A 22,383-nucleotide genomic window follows, 5' to 3' on the forward strand; every position below is an offset into this window, starting at 1 on the left:
TAGCAATGGAGTTAGAACTTAGCATTAGTTGATGCAATTGACTCTGGTTTCACCTCTGGAATAGCAAGTTCTAGTGAACCAACATAGCTTGTTCCTTGAGTTGTGATCCCGCCTTCGTAATCACGACTTCCATCAGGTGTGATTACAGACACTTCGCTTGGGTTCCATGCTTCAAAGAAGCTAGTTAGATCATAACCAGATACTTGAGAGGCACAGGCCATAAGCAAATCACCTTCACGCAGACCTAGTGAGTTTCGTGCAGAACAAGCTTGATTATTGATGTTGCGTGCTTCGCGGTGCATCATTTTAATCATGTTCCAGCCTTCGTCTTTACCGTAATAGCTAGGAATTGCGTCTGCTGCAAAATGATCGGCAATCTTAAAGTGGCTTTCGCCCCAAATCTTTAACTGCGCAAACATCACTAAGCGTGAACCTGCATCACCGTGACTCCAAACATGGCCGTGATAGCGGTCAATCATCATAGGCGCTTTTTGAATGTCAGTTTTAATGCGATCCATTTCGCCCATGCCATTATCACGCTGCTCTTGCATGTATAGCGCTAGGATGTTGTTAGCAACTTCGGTGGCACCTTTTACGTTAAATGGTGCTGCCGCCAAGTTATGACCCACTTCATGCCACAATAACCAGTCATTAACCGGGTTAGTTGGTATGATGTTGCTATTAGGCTTGTAGGTGGTGCTCATAACCGGATAGCCAGAGTGCGCTGCGCCAATTGAGATCTGCACATCGTTTACAAAACGGTGACTATGCTCAGGTAATGACTTGTCGGTAAAGCGCATATTACCTTCTGAGTTATCGCGAGCATGGAAGTCACTGGCTTTGTTAGCAAAGCTGTTCATGCCATCAGCAAACTCTTGGATGTTAGTCTCTGCAACGTTTTTCACTGGTGTAGTGTAAACAAAGTGACCTGTAACAATTTCAGCTAAAGGAACTTCTGAGTTAACAGGGTTTTGCCAGTCACCGTCTTTCCACAAAGAGGCTTGTAACACATTGCTAAAGCCAAACTCTACCAAGTTTTGGGTGTCAGTTTTAGCGGGTTTGATATAAATCAGACCGCCATAAGGTGCGATGATTTCAGTGCTTGCTCCTGCTTTATGTGTCCATGATTTTTGTACGCGAGAAGGACGCTTAAGTGCGACTTCATGCTGATGTTTACCGGTAACATCATCAACTAGCGCAACGGTAATCGTTGCATCATGAGCGCCTGTTACTGTCACTGGAGCATGTTTAATTGCCCAAAGACCAGTCGATTGCATGTTGTTTGCTGTACCGATAACGGCATTGTTGAATGTTTCAATTTCAACGCTTGCATTGCTGCCAACTGTAGCGGTGTTACCAGGGTAAATGCTAGTATCAACGCTAATTTCGTTATCCCAATATGAACGACCAAGCATAATACGAGTTAACGGTTTCTCTTGGTAATTTAGTGGATAACTAGGGTTAAGCTCGCCAATTTCCGTCAGCATGCCGTAGTCAGTTAACTTTTGATGAGTTTGCTTGCTACAAGCACTATCAGGCTGATGCTCATTAGAGGTATAACAGTTTAAAAACTCAACCGCTTTTTTAAATCCTAGTTCGTCTTGAGCACTTGGATCGTACTTGTACTGCTCGTCATTCCAGAACCAAATAGACAGGTTATCGTAGGTTTGGTTTAACTCATTTAGCGATAAACGTGTGCCTTCAATGCCTTTACTGCGGTAGTAGATTTCATGTTGGTATAGTTTTTCAACGTTTGCGCCAAGGTTTGCCGCTTTCACCATAGTGCTTACAACTTCTGGTGAGATCTCATAACGGCTAAAGCGTGGCCTAAAGTAGGTGCCACCTGTCGATACACCATGACCTTTACGAGTTTCAATACAACCAATTTCATAGTCATAGCTAGCGTCTGTACACTCTTTGACTTTCGGGAATTCAGCTTTGATTTTGGCAACAGCGGCTAAGCGTTCTTGCTCATTTTTAACGCTGAAAAATGCAAAATTGGTTTTCTCTGTGCCGTCACTGTTTTTGCTTGTATAGGTCGCTACATCAAAAGTTGGCTTGTCGATAGGGCGTGGGAATGTGACTGTGCCATCTTGGTTGATGACAAACTTCGACATATCATCGAATTTTTCATAAGTCACTAGCGTATCTTCCAACACCGCACGTGTATTTGCCTTAGGTGCTTGGCAATAGTAACTTTCACCGCAGAATCCCTGTTTAGTGCGGGCAAGGTTGGCGCCACCTAAAGAAATCCCTGCAGTGTCAGCTAAGCGCGCAATAGGCTCTGGGTTTAATTGCTCAATAGCATCCATAAACAATACATTACCGCCAGCATTGATATAGTTAATCAGTGCTGTAATGTCGGTTATATTTAGTTTAGGTTGCTCAATATCTGCCAGTACTTTACCGCTCATACCGTCACCAAAAATAGCCGTTTCATAAGCTTGTAGGATCAAGAGCGGCATCGTTTTTGGATCAAGACTGTCGTAACCACCGCTAGTAATAGGTTCGACAGTTAGCTTGTATGAGTCGTCAACAAAGAAGTCATATTGCTTGTTTGAGTTAACATTTGACTCCCACACTTTACCTATGTTCGAACCCACAGTAACGCTATTGCTGCCATGGTTATACTCTGGCGCAAACCAAGTAAACATGTTCATAAAGAAGGTTGGCATACTGCCGTTATCTTTACCCGCATCTTCACCACCGGCCCAGTAGTTATCTGGTTTACTTAGGATATTTGGGTACAGGCTGTTACCCATAAATACCACATGGCCTTTACCAATTTCGCCCGCTGTAATCACAGGTAAATTGTAGGTCGCGGTATCTTTGCCAACTAACTCAGGTCTTTTTAATACAACATCAGATTCGGCATCAATGATCTTTGCATCCGTAACATAAGGGAAGCCATCATTACGACGGTTAGCTTGCTCTGCACCAAAAGGTAGCCAGAAGTTAACATCACTGCGTGGCATTAATACTGGGAATGCAGTATTAGAGGTGTTCATTGAGCGCATGAAACGTGCGTAACCCACTTCACCATAAAATGCAGTGTTATCATGGAAAACATGGAACTGATCTACATCGGTATACAGTTGTTGCAGTGTATCAGTTACATACTGGCTCTTTTGCAATAGCGGACTTGCAACCTGATAGCGTGCTGCTGGGTTTTGATTTAGTTCAGTATCAATGATTTGCGCTAAGCCATTATCAAACTGGGCATTAAACTCATTTGGTACGCGGAACTCGGTATCTTCAATTTGCGCGCCGTTTGGCAGATTGATATTAATGATTTCATTAATCGCATTTGGATACTGAGCGAAAACTTGATGCACCTTGTCATCAAAGCTAACTACTTCATGTGAATGGGTTGCGTAACGTGCGGTTAGCGCATCAATATTGCGCTTAACGATTTCATTTTCAGAAACATCCGATAACTTGTAGTCAACTTGATTACCTTTGACTGAACCAAAGGTAAATGTATCGATACCAAAGGTGATTGTTTCACCCCAAACATAGGCAATAGCACCTGTCTCATCAGTGATACCACGGGATGATTTGGTGTAGTAGTTTACGCCTTTGACTGGTTTACCGTAAGCATCAGTTAATACACTTGTAGTTAACACTTGTGCGTCGCTGCTAGGCTTGTAAGTGTAGGCATCTTCTGCTGCTGCAGAAACAAAACCAGCGTTGATGTCTGGCTTGGCTCCCTCTGTGACTTCTGGTGTTAGGGTGTTGTCGACGTGTGAGCTAGGTGCTTTATCGACTTCGTCCGTTTCTTCAGCAGCTGGTGGATTTAAAAATGCATCAATATCTTGGCTGTTTCCGCTAGAAAATAGCGGTGCAACATCAAAGCTATCTAATTCATCTAAACAGATCTCAGTTGTGATAGCAGGGCAGGTGCTAATTTTTGCCATGACGTTTGCGCCATCAGTGACACTGATTGCATGTGACCACTCATCTTTCATGTCTAACGCCATTGCGTTATGAGTATCACGTGTCCAGCCTTCAGGTAGCGGAATATCTTGGTTTAACAGCTCTAATGAACCATAAGAGCAGCTTACGTTATCGCCATCTTTAAAGGTAAAGTGCCCTGTATCGCCTAAAGCTTGACCATTACAGCTAATGTGGCCTGATAGGGTTTTACCATTTAGTAATAAACTACCTTGATAGGTTTTTATCGCAGGCAGAATTTCTGTTGGTGGAATGGTTTCAGTTGTGCCACTAAAACATTGCTTATTGGTATAGGTATCTTGCTCTGCAACTAAGCTTGTTAGTGCGCTTTGGCAAGCTTCTGTGCTTGGGTAAGCGTTTGCTTTTAGTGCATCGCTGTTACTAATTTGCTCTTTTGAGTCAGTGCTACAGAAAAAGTGTTCACTAGTGGATAGCGTTTGCTTAAAAGTCTCTTCGCAAAGTTTGTCATCAATGATGTCAAATGATGGAAGAGTAGGATTGACTGTGCCGTCAGAGCCGTCCCCACAAGCGGTCAATAAATTGCCTATTACTACAGCAAGTATTAATTTTTTCATTCTATAATCTCATTACCAAAAGCAAAGGTGCTTTCTTTAAAACCTATCCGCGATCGCGATTAGGCCTTAGAGAAAAGCTCTTTAAATTTAAACGTGTGTTAACTACAGGTTTTAAGCGTTAATTAATCGAGGTGATGATTAAACGTTAAGGCGACAGGAAAGTTTAAATATTGAGTTTTTAGCGCAAATCCAAATAAAAAGGCCGGATATTATCTCAATAAACTGCCCGGAAATATAATATTATTTCACTAAGTGATTAACTATGTTGGTTAAATTAGCATCTGGCCTGATGCTCTGTAAGCAGGGAATGGGGTTAATATTTATTGCGGTAATAGTGCATCTAAATAGTGTTTTCTTGCGCAAATTTAACACTGGCGTTATTAAGTGAACTTTTGCAGATTAAAAGGCACGTCAATTGAACGCTAGTGCTATTAGCTTAAATCCTGCGCTGCAATCTTTTGAGTTTTGAGCATTCAACTCACTGCGCACATTAGGCCCATTTTAAAAAGCTCATTTAAATAGCTGGCTTTAAAAGTCGGTGCTAAGTGTGGCAGTAAGTAATCATTAGATTAAAATGCGGCTTATAAGCCGGCGTAGGCTTTATTTACTTCTTCACTAATAATCGCAATACCAGCGCGCATTTTAGCTTCGTCTTGCACATAGTTCATACGCAAACATTGGTGCGCGTGTTGCCATTGTTGTTTTTGGCCAAAGAAGAAATACTCGCCCGGAACAATCAATACTCCACGCGCTTTTAGGCGCTGATAAAGCTCCATGGTGTTGATAGGCAATTCATCAAACCACAACCAAAGGAACATCGCGCCTTCTGGCTTATGGATTTTAAAACGACTGTCGCTAATCGATTGCTGTAATAAATCGACCGCAAATTCGGATTTTTGCTGATAAAAAGGCTTGATAACCTCTTCACTTAAACGCAATAAATCACCTGACTCAATCATATGTTTGGCAATAGCAGGGCCAAAGCCGCCAGGTGCTAAGCTAATAATACCGTTTAGATTCGTGAGTGCTTGAGTGATTTCTTCACTTGCGATAACAATACCGCAGCGCACGCCGGGTAAGCCTAGTTTAGATAAACTCATACACAAAATGGTATTGCTGTTCCAAAACGGGGTTACATCTTCAAAGATAATGTTAGGAAAAGGCGTACCATAAGCATTATCAATAATCAGTGGAATATTGTGAGCGCGGGCTAACTCATCAAGCTGGGCAACCTCACGGTCGGTAAGTACATTGCCTGTTGGGTTGGTTGGTCGTGACACGCAAATTGCAGCGATAGACTCATCGACTTCTAACTGCTTAAAATCAACATGATACTTGAACATGCGGTTTTCTAGCATTTCAATATCAGGGCGATAAGACACAAAAATATCGTCATCAAGGCCGGCGTCGGCGTAGCCGATATACTCTGGCGCTAATGGCAATAAAATCTTCTTATATTTACCATCAACTTGCTTACCCGCTAACAGATTAAACAGGTAAAAGAAGGCGCTTTGGCTGCCGTTACTCAGGCTGATATTTTTTTCACTAATATCCCAGCCGTAGGTTTCACGTAAAAGTGTTGCTAACGCTTTAAGAAAGCCATCTTTGCCTTGTGGGCCGTCATAGTTACTGAGCGCGGCAACAAGTTCGCCATTGGCCAGCATATCAGTGGTCGCTTGTTGAAAATAATCTTGCATTGCCGGTATTGCGGCAGGATTGCCACCACCAAGCATAATTGCTCCGGGAGTCGATAAGCCTTCATTAAGATCATCCATCAACTGAGTAATGCCGGAGTAACGATTAAATTTTTCACCAAACTTTGAAAACTGCATGCTATCTCGTACCACTATTGCCTATGTATGCCTGTAGTAACAATACTCAGAGTAAAAGGCACTTATTTTTTCAGTTTTTAGTGACTAATTTGGCATAAGTCATATTTTACTGATGAAATCGTAAATTTTTTACGCAGTTATTTAATTTGAAGCAAAAGCGCTCAATTTGCGCAGAATCTAACTCGCTAGACTTTACTGGGGCGAACTTGCGTCAGCGACTATTGTTAAACTGGCTGAGTTTTCTTACTATCAATGCAAATTAAAAAACAACATGCTCACTCTTCTCGAGCCCCGCATTGATATACGAGATCCCATGAAATTTATCCATACATCTGACTGGCATATAGGCAGGCAGCTTCATAACCAGAGTTTGTTAGAAGATCAGCGCCATGTATTGACGCAGATAGTTGAGTTGGCCAAGTCTAATGAAGTTGATGCCGTTGTCATTGCCGGGGATATATACGACCGTTCAGTACCGCCAGCCAATGCCGTGGCACTGCTCGATGAGGTGGTTAATCAGTTGGTGAATGAGCTAGGCATTAAAGTGATCATGATTGCTGGTAACCATGATGGACATGAACGTCTGGGTTTTGCTTCACGCCAAATGCAGCAAAGTGGCCTGTATATTATTGGTCCGTTAACGTCTCATATTGAGCCGATTGTTTTGCAAGGTAAGCAGGGAGGGGCGGCGTTTTATCCGCTACCGTACGCAGAACCTGCAACAGTAAGGCATTTATATGATTGTGCTGCCAGCACCCATGAAGAGGCGATGATAGCACTGCTTGAGGCTGTGACGGCTCACGACAGTCAAGGCCTACCTAAAGTGGTGATAGGTCACTGCTTTTTAGATGGCGGTAGTGAGTCGGAATCAGAGCGACCATTAAGTATTGGCGGCGCCGATAAGATCTCACCAAGTCTATTTAAGGATTTTGATTACACCGCACTTGGTCATTTGCATGGCCCGCAATATAAAGGGCAAGAGCATACCCGTTATTCTGGCTCCATTCTTAAATATTCATTTAGTGAGCAAAAGCAAAAGAAGTCAGTGACTTTGGTGGAATTTGACGCAGACAATAAGCCCCAAATCAGTTTACTACCGCTAACAGCAATGCGTGATGTGCGTATTGTTGATGGCGCTCTCGATGAACTGCTGGCAGCGGCTGAAAACGATGCTAATCGCGATGATTATTTAATGGTGCGTTTATCTGACAAACACGCCATTTTAGATGCTATGGGTAAGCTGCGCAGTGTTTACCCTAATGTATTGCACTTAGAGCGCACAGGGTTAATGGCGAGTAATGAGCAATTGGGCATTCGAGCGGATCATATTAAAAAAGGCGAATTAGAAATGTTTGCTGACTTTTTTAGTCAAGTATCTGGTGAGCCATTAACTCAAGCACAACAGCAGATGATGGTCGATACGATAGATGCACTGCATAAATCGGAGGATAACCAATGAGACCATTATCGTTAACTATGGTGGCCTTTGGCCCGTTTGCTGCTAAGCAAGTTATTGATTTTGAAGCTTTGGGTAAAAACCCTTTGTTTTTGATTAACGGCCCCACAGGCGCCGGTAAAACCACGATTTTAGATGCTATCTGTTTTGCCTTATATGGCAAAACCACAGGCGATGAGCGTGAAGGCAGCCAAATGCGCTGCGATTTAGCAGATGATAGTTTACTAACCGAAGTCAGTTTTAAGTTTGAACTTGGTGAGCAACACTTTCATATTCGCCGAGTGCCAGAGCAGCCACGCGCCAAGAAAAGCGGTGAAGGCTTTACGGTACAAAAAAGTGAAGCGCAGCTTTATAAAATAGAAGCAGACGGCACTGAAGTACCATTAGTGGCGGCGAAAGTCTCCGATGCCACAGCAAAAATTGAAGAGTTTACTGGCCTAGATGTCGATCAATTTCGCCAAGTGATGGTGCTACCTCAAGGTAAGTTTCGTGAGCTGTTAATGGCAGATTCTAAAGCTCGAGAAAAGATCTTTAGTCAGCTATTTCAAACTCATATCTATCGCAAAATTGAAGACAAATTAAAGCAGCAAGCAAGCGGTATTCGCAAAGACGTCGAAGCCATGCGTAATCGCCGTGACGGTATATTCCAAGGTGCTGAGATAGAAAATGAACAAGCACTTATTGATGAGCAAACTCTGCTACAGCCAGAGCTACTTGCTGCAGAGCAATTAAAATCCGAAACTGAGCAGCAGGTATTAGCGTGTAATCAAAAGCTTGATAAAGCCTTGCAGCAGCAAGCTGACTTAAATAAGTTAACTCAGCTTAAAGCGCTTTCAGCTGAGCTGTTAAGTCAGCAGCCGCATATTGACCTGCAACAACAGGCATTGCAGCTTGCTAAGCGGGCGCAATTACTGCAACCCTTGCAGCAGTCGGTAAACGCACGACAAGCTGAGTTCACCCAAGCTAAATCAGCGCTTGTAGCAAAGCAGCAGCAAGAGCAACAAAGCGCTAAAGCCTTAGCGGATTCAGAAACCAATATTAGCCAGTTGCCTGAAATAGAAAGCCAGATTTTAGCCGCGCAGCAACAGATGAAGCAGCGCCAAGATCTGATCCCGCAGCTTACAGAGATAGATCGACTCGTTGCTAAGCTTGCCCAAAAAGAGCAAGCAATGCAGCATAGCGAGCAGCAGGGTAAAGGGCTTAAGCAGCAAGCTGAAGCATTAAGCGAGCAAAAGCTGGCAGCGCAAAATCAGCTAGATGGATTAAAAGCGCAAGCCGCGCCGCTGTTATCATTGCAGCAACAGCTCAACGATACTAAGCAGCACTTGAGTATTTATCAGCAGTGGCAAAGCCTGAACAATGACATCGCTAATAACTTAACTAAATTGCAACAAGCTAAGCGCAATGGTGCTGAGCTTAGTCAGCATCATCAAGCGCTGAAAACCGAAAATGAAACTTTGCAGTTTAAATGGCATACAGGTCAGGCAGCGATTCTTGCCGCCAAATTAAATCCTGGTGACGCTTGCCCAGTTTGTGGCAGCTTAGAGCATCCAAATCTTGCCAGTAGCCAAGAAACACCGCCATCGGATGAAGCTAGAGAGCAAGCGCAGCAAGCTGAAAATGAGGCGTTTAATAAGCTAAATCAAGCCCGTAATGATTACCGCTTATTGCAACAAAGCGTGAGTAATTTAGAGCAGCGCGCTAATGAGTTACAAAGTCAATTAGCAGATGTCGCAAAGAGTAGCTTTGAAGAGCTCAGTGCTAAATTCGCTCAAGTTAGTCAGCAGTTTAATGACGCAGAAAAAGCGCAGCAAAACCAAGCTCAGGTAGAATCTCAGCTGATTAATATGCAGCAACAAGAGCAGGCATTAACTCAGCAGTTAGACCAAGTAAGAGAGCATTACACCGGACTAAAAGAGCAAATGGCCAGTGATAAAGGTCAGTTGCAACAACTTAAAGCTAATCTGCCAGATGATATTGCAAGCGCTGATAAGCTCAACCAAGAAATTGACAGACTAAAACAAAGCATTGAAGCGGAGCAAAGTAAGTTACAAAACCTGCGTACTGAGCATGCCAACGCGCAGCAAAACCATGCCGCGATAAAAGAGGCGTTAAAAGCGGCGCAGCAAACGCAAGTCACCGCAGAGCAACTATTTGAGCAAGCGCATGCGGAGTTTAGTACTCAGTTGCAAGAATCTCAGTTTGTTGATTTAGCCGCCTATGAAGCCGCACTGTTAGATAGTGCTAGCCAGTCGCAACTTGAATTGCTGATTAAAGATTTTGAACAACGCAAAATTAGCAACCAAGCGAATATCGAACAACTTGATAGCCAATTAACGGATATTGAACAGCTTGATGTTGATAAGCTTAGCCAAGAGAAAACTGAGATCAGCGCTAAAGCTAACCAAGTGTTAGATCAATGGCAGAAACTTCGCGCTCGGGTACAACAACTGGCGCAAACTCAGCATCAGCTAACGGAGCTAAACACACAGGCAAAGCAGCTTGAGTCGCAATATGCTGTTGTAGGTACTTTATCTGATATCGCGAATGGCCAAACGGGCAATAAGATCAGCTTGCAGCGCTTTGTGCTCAGTGTGTTGCTCGATGATGTATTGCTAGCGGCGAGCCAGCGTTTACAGCTTATGAGTAAAGGCCGTTACCGTTTATTGCGTAAAGAAGAACGTGCCAAAGGCAATAAAGCGTCCGGCTTAGAGCTTGAAGTGGAAGATGCTTATACCGCCAAAGTACGCTCGATTGCCACGCTAAGCGGCGGCGAAAGCTTTATGGCGGCACTTTCAATGGCACTCGGATTGTCTGATGTGGTGCAAGCTTATGCTGGTGGCATTAAGTTAGATACCTTATTTATTGACGAAGGCTTTGGCAGTTTAGATCAAGACTCGCTCGAACTGGCTATTCGCACCTTGATGGACTTACAGTCGGCAGGGCGCATGGTTGGGGTGATCTCGCATGTAACTGAGATGAAAGAGCAAATTGGCAGCCGTATTGACCTTAAAAAGACTGCCATGGGCAGCGAGGTTAATATTGTTTTACCTTAAGCTTACTCGCTGATAGAGGTTAACTTGTGGTTAGCTGGTATATCAATAGATAGTTAGCAAATGCACTTCGCTATGAGGGCTAGCTGTCATAATGATTCAACATAGTCAGTGCGATTAAATTTATTAGAAACCCTGCTGTATTTGTGGATTTTTTATAGCAAATACAGCGGGGTTTCTTTGTTTATAGCTGTGGTAACCATAGCCTTTCGCAACTGAGTTAACTATTTTGTGCAGCGGATCAGTTTGTAAATAGCAATTATTTTGATATAACTTGGCATCAAACCTCGTTTTAGCGGGGTTTTATAGTCAAAAAGATAATCAGAATAATGAAAGTTGAGGCCCAGGTTGCGCGCAAGTAAATTTTCTATGTTAAATATGTCTCGAAACCGTTTGGCAGCACTGCCACCAATACATCGTAAACTGCTACTGGGGTCAGTGTTAGTGATTGGTACCGCATTGTTGCTGCCAAAGCATTCTGAATTATTACCGCAAAGGATCCCCGTTCAGTTAGATATTGAATCTATTCTCGAAAAAAGCGCCACCATACCCAGTGCTGAAGTATTAGAGCCCGTTGCCGATTTTCAAAAGCAGATTGTTAAAGGTGACACCTTAAGCGGCTTATTTGAGCAAGGTGGTGTAGATCAACAGACAATGTACCGCGTGTTAGAAGCCGATTTAAATGTATTGGCTTTAGATACATTAATGCCGGGCAACAACATTCAGTTTTGGCTTAATGATGCTGGCGAGTTAGAAAAACTAAGCCTGTACTTTAACGCTGCACGCCAAGTGATTTTTAGCCGATTCGATGACGGCTCATTCAATGTTGAAGAGGTCAATATTGAAGGTATTTGGCGTGATAGAGCGATATCGGGCCAAATTCATGGCTCTTTTTATGTGTCAGCACAAAAGATGGGCTTAAATGCCGGTGAAATTCAACGAGTTGAATCGCTATTAAAAGAGAAGTTAAATTTCGCCAGAGACTTACGAGCAGGTGACAAGTTTTCGGTGCTGATGAACGATCAGTTTATTGATGGCGAAGCTACAGGTAACAGCCATGTACTTGGTGTTACGATTGAACGCGGCTCAAGCAGTATAAATGCTTATCAGCATACCGATGGTAACTTTTATGATGAGAAAGGCGAAAGCCTAGCACGAGCGTTTCAGCGTATTCCGCTGATGAAAAACTACCGCATAAGCTCACGCTTTAATCGTCACCGTCACCACCCAGTAACAGGCCGTACATCGCCGCATAATGGTACTGACTTTGCTACACCAATCGGCACTAAGATTGTCGCACCAGGCGATGGTATCGTGTCTTTGGTTACTGATCATCGTTATGCTGGTAAATACGTAGTGATAGAGCACGGTAATAAGTATCGTACCCGTTATCTGCATTTGTCTAAATCACTGGTGCATAAAGGTCAACGAGTATCTCGTGGCCAAGTGATTGCACTTTCAGGCAATACAGGGCGTATTACCGGTCCACACCTGCATTATGAGTTCCACATTAATGGCCGCCCAGTCGATCCGATGAAAGCTAAGATCCCAATGGCGAGTAAGCTATCGTCAAAAGAGATGACTGAATTTAGCCATATAGTGAAAATACGTAAGATGATGATGGGTATAGCCTAAGTTTTCTAAGCATCGACATGAACAATAAAAGCCACCTATTAGGAGTATACAGTAGGTGGCTTTTGCATGTTGAGCACGCAACTTATACTGATTGGAGCGCTATTTATCTAGGCTATACGTCTAGGCTATTCAATTAGACTATTCACTTAGGTAAGTCCCTGACACAAAATCGGCTATTGAGAGATTTTGAGCCGCAGATACGGAAACGCCCAAAGTTATTAGCTTTGGGCGGATCTTCTAGCAATCGGGTGACGACAAACCGAGCGTTAAAGTGTCATGTGCAGAATTGGAAAAGGTTTTCCCATATCATCAAGTGGCGAGCGTGAAGCGACTTTGAACCCCATATGCTGGTAAAAACCAACAGCTTGTGGATTCTGTTCATTGACGTCGACTTTGCTGATGCCGAACTGCTCTATAGCGTACTGCAGTAGCAGCTTACCAATGCCTTTTCCTCTGGCTTCATTTGAGATAAACAGCATTTCAACCTTTACATCGTGGCTGCCCACAAAGCCTAAAATTGAACCTGCTGCGCTTTTAACACATCTCAAGGTTACAGCAGGAAAAGCTTGCTGCATGATAATAGGTTTAAAAAACTCAATATCTTCTTCTGTTATGAAGTCATGAGTCGCTCGGACTGAATTTTCCCAAACATTAAGCATTTCAGCGTAATTTTCAGGAAGCACATTTTCTACAATCATCGCATTCTCTTTAAAGTTGACTGAAATTTATGTGCAGCCGCGAGCGGGCATTCTAATCTTAAGGCAGTTGAATTGTCCACCAAGCAGGTAATAAACTGTTAAGGCGAGGCAGCTATTTTTATCCGTTATTCTTTATTGGTAACATCCAAAAAGTTAAATTCAAATTGACCATCTGGATCTTCAACTCGGACGACTTGATTAAACTGCGCCGCTTCAAAGTGTGGGTTTTGCACTAATATACTCATTAGTTGCTGGGTAACAGTATCGCTGTGAAATGCAATAGCCAATGCTTGATGAGATTGTCTGATCAGCCGTGAGAATAAATGTTCACCATTAGCGTCTTCTTCATCATCTTCATCGTTTGCTGTGGCTTCATTCCATTTGGCATAAACTGCTCGCAGCTTCACAGTTGCTTCATCTTTATTAAAATATACGTCTTCAACAATAAACTCATCATGTGAGAGTCTAGTGTGTGGCTCAAACTTACTGCCGTCTTTATTCCAAATATTCCAGTATAAATCGCCATGCCAAAAGGCTGCAGAGATAGTCATGTGTGAGAAGGCTTCTTGCTTAACATAGAATGTTAAGCCTTCAATATTTTCTTCAATTAATCGGCTTACCTGCTTTTCATAAAGTTCACTTAACTCTTGAATATCGTGCATATTACAACTCTGATTGAATGGTTTTAGTAGGGAATTGACCATAAGCTTAAATTGCCGTGCTTACCGTCAGCTAGTTATTTGGTTGCGGTTTAGTAGCTTACATTATCGTTATTTGTCAGACAATTGAGTTTGCTCAACCTTTAAGTATTTGCCATCAAATGAGACATTTAACCCGTCACACCCATTCTGTTGTTAATAGAAACAAGATTCTGCTAACAGATAGCCCATTTGGCGCTAAAACGATCTGTAGCGTGCAACCGTCTATAACGTAAAGTATCTGATTGCCTTTAAGAGTGACCATTCCCTCAATCTCGGCCATATTGATTTGATCAGCAGCGCGGGACTCCGACCCAAGTTGAAAGTCTTTTAGACTGGGATGAACAATGGCAGCATATCTATGGCTATTGCAGTGCTAGTTTTGTTCCCTAACTCGGTTTTGGAGAGAAATTAGTTAGCGTTAAAGCTCTGAAAATGACTGCTGCCATTAAGGGAACTATGGCAATCAGATATGTGGTAACGCCTTGCTAAGGGGCAACTTTATGGCGAAGCCACGTTTAAAATTGTCACGCTTGAGCAACTTGTTAAGGCTTTACTCATTGCCGGGGACCTACTAGACCAAATTTTGCTTTTATTGCATACGAGATACCAGGTATGCCGAACACCAAAAGGAATAATAGCGAATTTATAATAGATGGCTGGCTTCGGCTGCCTGAGTCGACTGGGCCGCCAGTGACTTGAGAATATACATAACCAAGTGCAGCACAAAAAACAGCGGTACCGATAAGGCTACCAACGAACTGACGAATACGACCTTTAAAAATGCAAGCCATAGCAATTAACAAGAAAAAGGCACCAAAGCCGATAAAACCTAAAGGGGCACTTGATTCCGGCGCCATGAGTATCATTGCCAAGCCGAACAATCCTGAAACGAAGCCCAAGATCCATCTCGATACAGGACTTAGGCCTTCATTAAGTTTTTCTTCTGCTTCCTTGTACATAGCTCGACCTCTATGAGCCTTAACGCCGCATTAAGGTGTGAGCAACGCAATACGAAAGCCTCCGCTTACCACCTTAAACACTAAACCTAACGCGTAGTAAAAATGCTACGCGTTGTAAATCACACTTAAACAGTTTGTTATATTTTTGTGTCTATAAACTTAAAAGCTTCGTCTGCCACAGATAAACATAACGAGCACTCTTCCTCTGTCGGAACATATCCATTATGAACAATATTATTCCTAACTGTACGGAATTGATTAAGCTTTACTACTAACTCAGAAACTTCGTCACCAAACAACTCAGGCAAAGCCTTTTCAATTACATCGAAGATTTTTTTGTATTTCTTAATTTGGCGACCATGAGTTCGTAATAAATTAAGCATGTCAAATAATGCAACTTCTAACGCAATAAATGATTCAAGCACTGCTGCACTGTAATTCTCTTGCTCATTTGCCATTTCATAAGCTCGTATCAACGTAATACGCCAGCTTGGAAAATCACCAGAGTTAAGGTAATAAGCAACATGTCCCGTCACTTCATTGCGATTAATATTACCAAATTCGGCATCTGACAGATTGCGAGGTTGCATCGATGAAAAACGAGTTGCATCAGCAACCCAATCATTAAATAGTTCGTGAATTCGTTGATCTGTGATTTTTTCTAAATGCTGCTCAGTATATGGCTTGAATCCTGCGTATATAAAAGGCTTAAAGCCAGTCATATAAGCAGTTTCTTTGATGGATGTATCAAGAGTCGCGTATCTGTATACACGAATGAAATGGTTTAACGCACCAATTGCTTTTAACTCGGTTTCATAACACAGCTGATTTGATTCTAACGCAATTCGAACATGGGTAACCGTGCTAGAGTTGCTAAGTTGAGTATGTCCTTTACCATCAGTATCCATCATAAGACTTACATCAAGGAAACCATCCTGATTTTCTACGTAATTACATATTTGATTGTCAGCTGCATATCTTGGAGCATCAAACGCATATTTAAAACCCTTGGAATTTTCGGCAGGAACTCGGACTATTTTGTCATTTACTGAAAGTGTATTGACAGCGTTTAAGTGTGGGCTAACACTGATGCAAAATCTGTCTCCTTGAAAATCAAAAAAAGCTTCTCCCGGCAAAATTCGAATATTGCCTGGGTAAATAAACTGAAATAAAGCACAACCTTTCATCAAAACCTCCGGAAAATATAACAGTATATTAGGCTGAATTCCGAATAAGAACGCTCTTAATAAGAACAGGTCGCCAATACTTTAATCACTCAAGACTAACAGTAAACTAGATTATTAACAATGAGTTATAGTATAGAAAGAACTGATTCCTTGTTTCTTTATCTGAGTGAAACAAAGAAGCTCCTACATTGCATAAAGTGCAATATTCACACAGAAAGAACAATCACTAGGCTCCGGCCTAAATGATAATTCCGAGGCAGGTTTTGAACATACATAAAGGGGGCGGAGCGAATAAGCGATAGATATGAATAGTGAACTAGCCTTATAGCCATTACTCCTAATCAGCAGAATTATGCTTGGCTAACCGAGTGCAGATACGGCTGCGGGCTTCGGTTTCAGGGATGAAACCGCAGAGCGTATAGGGACATATTCACAGCGTCTCGCAGCAGTATCTGCACATGCGCCCGCTGCAGGCGATTAATAACTACATAGCTAGAAGTTCAAACGGGTTAACCCATGGCAATGATACACAGGAAATGTAACCAGCCTTCATTTTAAGGCGAAAGCTAAGCTTGTTTACGTTGCTGGACTTTCATCGCACATAAACAGGCTTTACCGCGCAGGGCGGGGCAGCTCTGACAAGGCTTGGTTTTGTATGGCTGGTACAGGTTGATTTGCGCTGAATGCTTAACGGTATAGATACTATTGTTAGCATGGCTTGGGTGACGACTATTAGCTTGGCTAACATTTATTCTCAAGCCATCGTTTGCGGGAATGAGTTTAGTGTAAATTGATAATTGACTAATTTTTGCTTCAATTCGCATAAGCTTCAATTGACGCTTAATCATTTTTAGGCGGTATTTACATAGTTTTGCAGCACGCTTTTTAAGTGAAATATCACTATCAGTCAATTGAGTGTAATAGTTAATTTTATGCTGGTATTTTGCCAGTTTGCGGCTTGATTTATGCTGCTTTTTAATTAAATCATCACTCATTTCTACGACCCAAAAACTACCTTTGATGGTGGACAGTTAACGGACTATCTAGGATTAATCCTCCGCAGATAGAACGTTCTTAATTGACGCTTAGCGCTAATGTAAAGAGTGTAATTCAATTTGACTCAAATGAAAATCATTATCGTTAAAGCGTTATTTGAAAAAAGCATATACCTCAGCCTTTTGCTGCTGTAGTCGGCGGGGATTAATTGGAGTAGGGGATGGATCAATAACAAACATGGTGACCCCAACTTGGGCAAGTTGAGAAATGAGCGCTTGGTTAAAGCGCTACATCGTTAGCTGTACTTCTTGTTTTAGCTAGAGCTGTGAATGGCGAACAAACTGCTTAGTTAATTGTACGGGTTTTTACCGGCATCAATTAAGGTGAGCAGTAGCCTTAACTCAAACTCAAGCTGGTGGTAATCACCATCCATGTGGCAGCAAAGCTGATAGAATGCTTTGTTATGATCTTTCTCTTTTAAGTGAGCTAGCTCATGCACAACCACCATGCGTAAAAGTCCTTCTGGGACTTTTTTGAGCCTAGATGAAATACGAATTTCATTCTTGGCTTTTATCTTGGCGCCTTGCTTACGCGCCACATAAGAGTGTAAGCCAAGCGCTTGGTGACTCAGCGATATCTTATCGTCAAAGATCACTTTAGACAGTGGCTGCGATTTACGTAAATACTGGTTTTTTATCTCTATGGTGTAGTCGTACAGTGCTTTGTCTGTGCGCACATCATGGATCTGTGGGTGACGCTTTAGCAAAAATTGGCCAAGTTTGTCTTGAGCAATTAAGTTTTGTACTTGATCTTGTATTTCGCTTGAGTAGCCTGCTAGGTATTTAAGTGGCTGCATCTTGTGCTCAGTCTCTTAAAGTATGGTTGATAATTAGAAATAAAAAGGGCGCTATTAGTGCGCCCATTAGTCTCTACTTATTACTTATAAACTTATTCTTCGTCAGTTTTGTAGATAGTCATGTTGTGGAAAGCGTAAGCTGCTTCAAATGCACTCTTTTGGAAACGCTTAAGCTCTAGACCTTCAAAATCTACTTGCGGAGGATTACGCTTTAGCTGCTCTTTAATGGCAACAGGTGACACAATTGATACTGGTACAGGTAATACTTGGATCAATGCTTCAAGTTTAAAGCTTGTTACGCTACCTGCGCCTTTACCTTTTTGTTCACGCTGGATGATAACAATCTCATCTACGCGATAGTCTTCAATCAGCTTACCGAATGCGAAGTGAAAATCACGCATAGTTTCGGTGCTTTCAGAGTTTGAAATCGCGAACGACTTTTGACGGCAATCGGGCACGTTATACGTTTCGCCTTCATAACTTAATAAACTGATGATGGCTTCGCCACCTTTTAACTCTACGCCACAAACTCTCATGATAAACCTTAAAAAAACAATATTAGCTGTATTGTAACGCTATTTCTCGAAACGGTCAGCGTTTTAATGCGCTTTCTAATGTATTCAAATCATTTTTTGCGATGAAGTGATTAGTCGCTATCAACTTGATTGATTTTTTTGCAAGCAAAGCGCACTAAAGCGAGGGGATACATGGCCAATAAAGACAAAAGCCGCGGTGAGGTGGCTCACGGCGGCTTTTGATATTCAGCATGTATTGGCTACAAGCTAATTGCTTAATCTTCTGGTGTGTCTTGTAGCTTAGATTTAGGTTTTCTAAGCATTGGCGCGTCACCAACATCAATACCGGTTGCAAAGCGTTTATCGCGATTTGCGGCAGCTTTTGCTGCTGACTTTTTCTTCGCGCTTGCAGCTTTCTTTTTCGCCGCAGCGGCTGGCTTGGCTTTATGTTTGCTCGGTGCTTTTGGTTTTAAGCCGTTAAACTTGCCTTTAAGACCTTCTAGCTCGCTAAAGCTAAACTTCTTATTTAAGAAAGTTTGCACTTGAGTAAAGTTAACCCAGTCTTTTGGGCCAACAAGTGAAATAGCATCACCTTTAGCACCGGCGCGGCCAGTACGGCCAATACGGTGTACGTATTCTTCAGCAAACTTTGGCATGTCAAAGTTGATCACTAAAGAAACGTTGAGTAAATCTAGACCACGAGAAGCAACGTCGGTGGTAACTAGAATTTGCTGTAGACCACGGCTAAACTCATCCATGATTTGGTTACGAGCGTTTTGCTTTAGCTCACCACTTAATGATGCGGTTTTAAAGCCTTCATCAGCCAGTTTTTTAGCTAAACGGTCAGTGTCTTGGCGAGTTGCAGTAAAGATGATGATCTGTTTTTGCTGCTCTTCTTTCAAAATACGAGTCAGTAGCGCTTCTTTATGATCTAAATGATCTGCTAAGAAGATACGCTGGGTAATATCTTTGTGCTCTAAATTGCCAGCACCAATTGCAACGTGCTCTGGGAACTTTAATAACTCGTTAGCGATATCGTTTACATCACCATGATCCAATGTTGCTGAGAACATCAGTGTTTGGCGACGTTTGTGGTCTGCTGCAGCGTTAATCATTTTTAGCTGCTCAGCAAAACCTAAATCAAGCATACGGTCTGCTTCATCTAAAATCAGTAGCTCTAGACCATTAAGGTGCAGGTGGTGCTGTTTTAGGTGGTCAGCTAAACGGCCTGGGGTTGCCACAACAAAATGTGGATCACGGGCTAAGGCCTTTGCTTGATCATTGAAGTTTTCACCACCTAAAATTTTAGTGGCTTTAAACTGAGTGTTGGCAACTAATAAACGTAGTTGGCTGTACACTTGAGTGGCAAGCTCACGGGTTGGCAATAGAATTACCACACGCGGATCGCGCTTACTCAATGCTTTACACGAAATCAGTCTTTGCATCGCCGGCAATAAAAAGGCTAATGTTTTACCTGAGCCTGTTTTAGAAGACGCCATTAAGTCTTTACCCGCTAGGGCTACAGGAATGGCTTGCTCTTGGATCTCTGTTGGGGTGTCAATGCCCATGTGCTTAAGACTTTGTAACAGACGTTGATCCAGTGCGAAATCGGTAAATTGCAAAGGTGTACTCCATAAATGATACGACCGCGTATTATAACCTACAGATTTATGATTGCGCTACGAATACCCATCAACTTTGTTCTTCAGATGCAGATAAATCTGCTAAAATACTCGGCTTTGCAATTAAAGCACTGTAATTGACATTAATCGTTAATCCTTTAATGGCATATTTATAGCGGCTTTTGCTTACCTATTTACACTAGGTGAGTGGTGCTTAGCGTTATTTTAATAGAGTTATGGGGTCATTTTAGATGTCGACAAATAAACAAGCTGTACGAATCGGATTAGCGCTCGGCAGCGGCGCGGCAAAAGGTTGGGCCCATATCGGCGTGCTTAATGGCTTGGCAAAGCTAGGTATTTATCCAGATAAAATTGCTGGTTGTTCAATTGGTGCGCTCGTTGGCGCAGCATACGCAAACGATCATCTTGAAGAGCTTGAAGATTGGGTGCGCAGTTTTAGTAGTTGGGACGTGTTAGGGTTAATGGATCTTAGCTGGGGCCGCGGTGGTTTAATTGGCGGTGAGCGAGTATTTGATGTTTTGCAAAAGCGCATCGGCGATTTGCAAATTAATGACTTAAAAAGACCCTTTGCAGCGGTCGCAACTGACCTTTATTCTGGGCAAGAGATTTGGTTTACTGAAGGTGATTTACGTCATGCGGTGCGCGCATCGTGCTCTATGCCGGGCATTTTACCGCCAGTAAAAGTGGGTAACAGATGGTTGGTTGATGGCGCTGTAGTGAATCCTGTGCCGGTATCGGTTAGCCGTGCAATGGATGTTGATTTAGTGATTGCGGTTGATTTACACGGCTTAAAGCGTGGCCGTATGCAAGTGTTACCGGTCAATATGAAAAGCGATAAGCCAACTGTTGAAGAAGCGAAAGAAGCTGAAAAGCATCAAGATAAAGGCTTTACCGATCTATTAGCCCGTGGCCGTGATTATATTTCTGGCTTAACAGATAAGTTCTCTCTTGGTGGCAAAGCCCATACGGCGCAAAACCCTAATCCAGGAATGCTCGCTGTAATGTCACAATCGATGGATATTTTAGAGCAGCGCCATAAGCGTGCGCGCTTAATGGGCGACCCGCCAGATATCTGCATTGTGCCGGATTTAGGTGATATCGGTACCATGGAGTTTCACCGTGCAGAAGAGGCGATTGCCGCCGGTGAAGCTGCAGTTGAAAAAGTAGCGCATTTGATTGAGGCTGCATTAGCGCAGCACTCGACCGAGCTTGTAACGACAAAGAGTTAATTGCTCGCATAACCCTTGCACACAAAAAAGGCGCTTAATTGCGCCTTTTATATGCTTAAAGCTTTTAGCTTATTCCGGCTAATTAGCTCAGGAAGTTAAGCGATCTTAACTATCATTTTGCCTTTGTTTTTACCTTCAAATAAGCCGATAAACGCATCTGCTGCATTGTCTAAACCTTCATAGATAGTTTGCTCAGCTTGTACTTTGCCGCTAGCGAGCCATTGTCCCATTTGCGCTGCAAACTCGCCGTAATGATCCCAATGCTCAAATACAATAAAGCCTTCAATTTTTAGCTTTTTAATAATGATCTGCGCAAGGTTACTCGGCCCTGGTGTTGGTGTAGTGTCATTGTACTGTGCAATCATGCCGCACACTGCAATTCGGCCATGATCTTTCATATGGTTTAACGCTGCAGTTAGATGCTCTCCGCCCACGTTTTCAAAATAAACATCTATGCCTTCTGGCGCCGCTTGACCAAGCGCGGTGCTTAAGTCGCCACAGGTTTTGTAGTTAATAACAGCGTCTATGCCAAGATTAGTAAGGTATGCGGCTTTCTCGTCGCTGCCAACGGATGCAACAACACGTGCGCCCATCAGTTTACCAATTTGCGCCACAACACTGCCTACAGCGCCAGATGCTGCTGATACGAACAAGGTTTCACCTGCTTTTAACTCCGCAATACGATTAAGGCCTGTCCAGGCTGTCATGCCTGGCATACCTAATACGCCTAAAAAGTGCGATGGGCACAGTGGCGTTTCTGGTAAGCGGGTGATCTCTGTGCCATCACTGACAAAGTGGCTGCGCCAACCCAGCATGCTGCTTACTTTGCTGCCAACCGGAAAGTCAGGGTTAAGAGACTCAATAACTTCACCAATTGCGCCGCCTTCTAACGTGTTACCGATCTCAAATGGCGCAATGTAACTTTTTCTGTCAATCATCCGCCCACGCATATAAGGGTCGACAGACATCCACTGGTTTTTTACCAGAAACTCGCCGGTTTTTATCGCTGCTAGAGTTTGTTCTGCTTGGCTAAAGTTGTCGCTTGTTGGCAGGCCTTCAGGGCGAGATTTAAGCTGAATCACTTGAGATTTCAT

Annotated in this window: 15 protein-coding genes; 4 read left to right on the forward strand and 11 right to left on the reverse strand. The window is 42.8% G+C overall.

The features are described 5' to 3' along the window. Window positions 1-11 precede the first annotated feature (11 nt). Complete coding sequence (locus L2740_RS11600) at window positions 12-4,529, reverse strand: SslE/AcfD family lipoprotein zinc metalloprotease (RefSeq protein WP_248950363.1); 4,518 nt, start codon at window positions 4,527-4,529, stop codon at window positions 12-14. 581 nt (window positions 4,530-5,110) lie between these two features. Continuing rightward, entirely contained in the window at window positions 5,111-6,361 is a 1,251-nt protein-coding gene (locus L2740_RS11605; protein ID WP_248950365.1) for a valine--pyruvate transaminase, read from the reverse strand. A 313-nt stretch (window positions 6,362-6,674) separates the two neighbouring features. Here L2740_RS11605 and L2740_RS11610 point away from each other — a divergent pair, with 313 nt between their 5' ends. The 3 genes from L2740_RS11610 (at window position 6,675) to L2740_RS11620 (ending at window position 12,505) form a co-directional block, all read left to right on the forward strand. Continuing rightward, a complete protein-coding gene (locus L2740_RS11610) occupies window positions 6,675-7,820 on the forward strand; it encodes an exonuclease SbcCD subunit D (RefSeq protein WP_248950367.1) in 1,146 nt (381 codons plus the stop codon). Next, a complete protein-coding gene (locus tag L2740_RS11615; RefSeq protein WP_248950368.1) occupies window positions 7,817-10,873 on the forward strand; it encodes an SbcC/MukB-like Walker B domain-containing protein in 3,057 nt (1,018 codons plus the stop codon). Before L2740_RS11610 ends, L2740_RS11615 begins: the two co-directional genes overlap by 4 nt. 375 nt (window positions 10,874-11,248) lie before the next feature. Then, complete coding sequence (locus tag L2740_RS11620) at window positions 11,249-12,505, forward strand: peptidoglycan DD-metalloendopeptidase family protein (protein WP_248950448.1); 1,257 nt, start codon at window positions 11,249-11,251, stop codon at window positions 12,503-12,505. Between the two features lie 266 nt (window positions 12,506-12,771). Here L2740_RS11620 and L2740_RS11625 read toward each other — a convergent pair whose 3' ends face one another. The 8 genes from L2740_RS11625 to L2740_RS11660 all read right to left on the reverse strand — a co-directional run bounded on the left by L2740_RS11625 (window position 12,772) and on the right by L2740_RS11660 (window position 20,039). Further along, a complete protein-coding gene (locus L2740_RS11625; RefSeq protein ID WP_248950370.1) occupies window positions 12,772-13,203 on the reverse strand; it encodes a GNAT family N-acetyltransferase in 432 nt (143 codons plus the stop codon). Window positions 13,204-13,328: 125 nt separating this feature from the next. Continuing rightward, on the reverse strand, window positions 13,329-13,865 hold the full coding sequence (locus L2740_RS11630) for a hypothetical protein (protein WP_248950371.1): 537 nt from the start codon (window positions 13,863-13,865) through the stop codon (window positions 13,329-13,331). A 593-nt stretch (window positions 13,866-14,458) separates the two neighbouring features. Then, window positions 14,459-14,863, reverse strand: coding sequence for a hypothetical protein (locus L2740_RS11635; protein WP_248950372.1), 405 nt, complete (start codon window positions 14,861-14,863; stop codon window positions 14,459-14,461). Between the two features lie 137 nt (window positions 14,864-15,000). After that, window positions 15,001-16,050 (reverse strand): hypothetical protein, encoded by a 1,050-nt coding sequence (locus L2740_RS11640; RefSeq protein WP_248950373.1) that lies wholly within the window; start codon window positions 16,048-16,050, stop codon window positions 15,001-15,003. Between the two features lie 566 nt (window positions 16,051-16,616). Then, window positions 16,617-17,045, reverse strand: a complete 429-nt coding sequence (locus L2740_RS11645; protein ID WP_248950374.1) for a hypothetical protein — start codon at window positions 17,043-17,045, stop codon at window positions 16,617-16,619. A gap of 350 nt (window positions 17,046-17,395) precedes the next feature. Next, window positions 17,396-17,902 (reverse strand): M48 metallopeptidase family protein, encoded by a 507-nt coding sequence (locus L2740_RS11650; RefSeq protein ID WP_248950375.1) that lies wholly within the window; start codon window positions 17,900-17,902, stop codon window positions 17,396-17,398. A gap of 92 nt (window positions 17,903-17,994) precedes the next feature. After that, window positions 17,995-18,438, reverse strand: a complete 444-nt coding sequence (locus tag L2740_RS11655) for a DUF3010 family protein (RefSeq protein ID WP_248950376.1) — start codon at window positions 18,436-18,438, stop codon at window positions 17,995-17,997. A 254-nt stretch (window positions 18,439-18,692) separates the two neighbouring features. Continuing rightward, window positions 18,693-20,039, reverse strand: a complete 1,347-nt coding sequence (locus L2740_RS11660; protein ID WP_248469329.1) for a DEAD/DEAH box helicase — start codon at window positions 20,037-20,039, stop codon at window positions 18,693-18,695. A gap of 251 nt (window positions 20,040-20,290) precedes the next feature. On the opposite strand from L2740_RS11660, the gene rssA reads away from it, so the two are divergent. Beyond that, a complete protein-coding gene (gene rssA, locus L2740_RS11665) occupies window positions 20,291-21,289 on the forward strand; it encodes a patatin-like phospholipase RssA (protein ID WP_248950377.1) in 999 nt (332 codons plus the stop codon). A gap of 95 nt (window positions 21,290-21,384) precedes the next feature. Here the strand turns inward: rssA and L2740_RS11670 are convergent, their stop codons facing one another. Next, complete coding sequence (locus L2740_RS11670; protein ID WP_248950378.1) at window positions 21,385-22,383, reverse strand: NADP-dependent oxidoreductase; 999 nt, start codon at window positions 22,381-22,383, stop codon at window positions 21,385-21,387.

It is taken from the genome of Shewanella pneumatophori, assembly GCF_023283895.1.
GTDB lineage: Bacteria > Pseudomonadota > Gammaproteobacteria > Enterobacterales > Shewanellaceae > Shewanella > Shewanella pneumatophori.

Bases quoted from the DNA above. Each gene is read 5' to 3' on its own strand.
- L2740_RS11600 (WP_248950363.1), bottom strand. From the start codon at position 4,529: ATGAAAAAATTAATACTTGCTGTAGTAATAGGCAATTTATTGACCGCT.
- L2740_RS11605 (WP_248950365.1), bottom strand. From the start codon at position 6,361: ATGCAGTTTTCAAAGTTTGGTGAAAAATTTAATCGTTACTCCGGCATT.
- L2740_RS11610 (WP_248950367.1), top strand. From the start codon at position 6,675: ATGAAATTTATCCATACATCTGACTGGCATATAGGCAGGCAGCTTCAT.
- L2740_RS11615 (WP_248950368.1), top strand. From the start codon at position 7,817: ATGAGACCATTATCGTTAACTATGGTGGCCTTTGGCCCGTTTGCTGCT.
- L2740_RS11620 (WP_248950448.1), top strand. From the start codon at position 11,249: ATGTCTCGAAACCGTTTGGCAGCACTGCCACCAATACATCGTAAACTG.
- L2740_RS11625 (WP_248950370.1), bottom strand. From the start codon at position 13,203: ATGATTGTAGAAAATGTGCTTCCTGAAAATTACGCTGAAATGCTTAAT.
- L2740_RS11630 (WP_248950371.1), bottom strand. From the start codon at position 13,865: ATGCACGATATTCAAGAGTTAAGTGAACTTTATGAAAAGCAGGTAAGC.
- L2740_RS11635 (WP_248950372.1), bottom strand. From the start codon at position 14,863: ATGTACAAGGAAGCAGAAGAAAAACTTAATGAAGGCCTAAGTCCTGTA.
- L2740_RS11640 (WP_248950373.1), bottom strand. From the start codon at position 16,050: ATGAAAGGTTGTGCTTTATTTCAGTTTATTTACCCAGGCAATATTCGA.
- L2740_RS11645 (WP_248950374.1), bottom strand. From the start codon at position 17,045: ATGAGTGATGATTTAATTAAAAAGCAGCATAAATCAAGCCGCAAACTG.
- L2740_RS11650 (WP_248950375.1), bottom strand. From the start codon at position 17,902: ATGCAGCCACTTAAATACCTAGCAGGCTACTCAAGCGAAATACAAGAT.
- L2740_RS11655 (WP_248950376.1), bottom strand. From the start codon at position 18,438: ATGAGAGTTTGTGGCGTAGAGTTAAAAGGTGGCGAAGCCATCATCAGT.
- rssA (WP_248950377.1), top strand. From the start codon at position 20,291: ATGTCGACAAATAAACAAGCTGTACGAATCGGATTAGCGCTCGGCAGC.
- L2740_RS11670 (WP_248950378.1), bottom strand. From the start codon at position 22,383: ATGAAATCTCAAGTGATTCAGCTTAAATCTCGCCCTGAAGGCCTGCCA.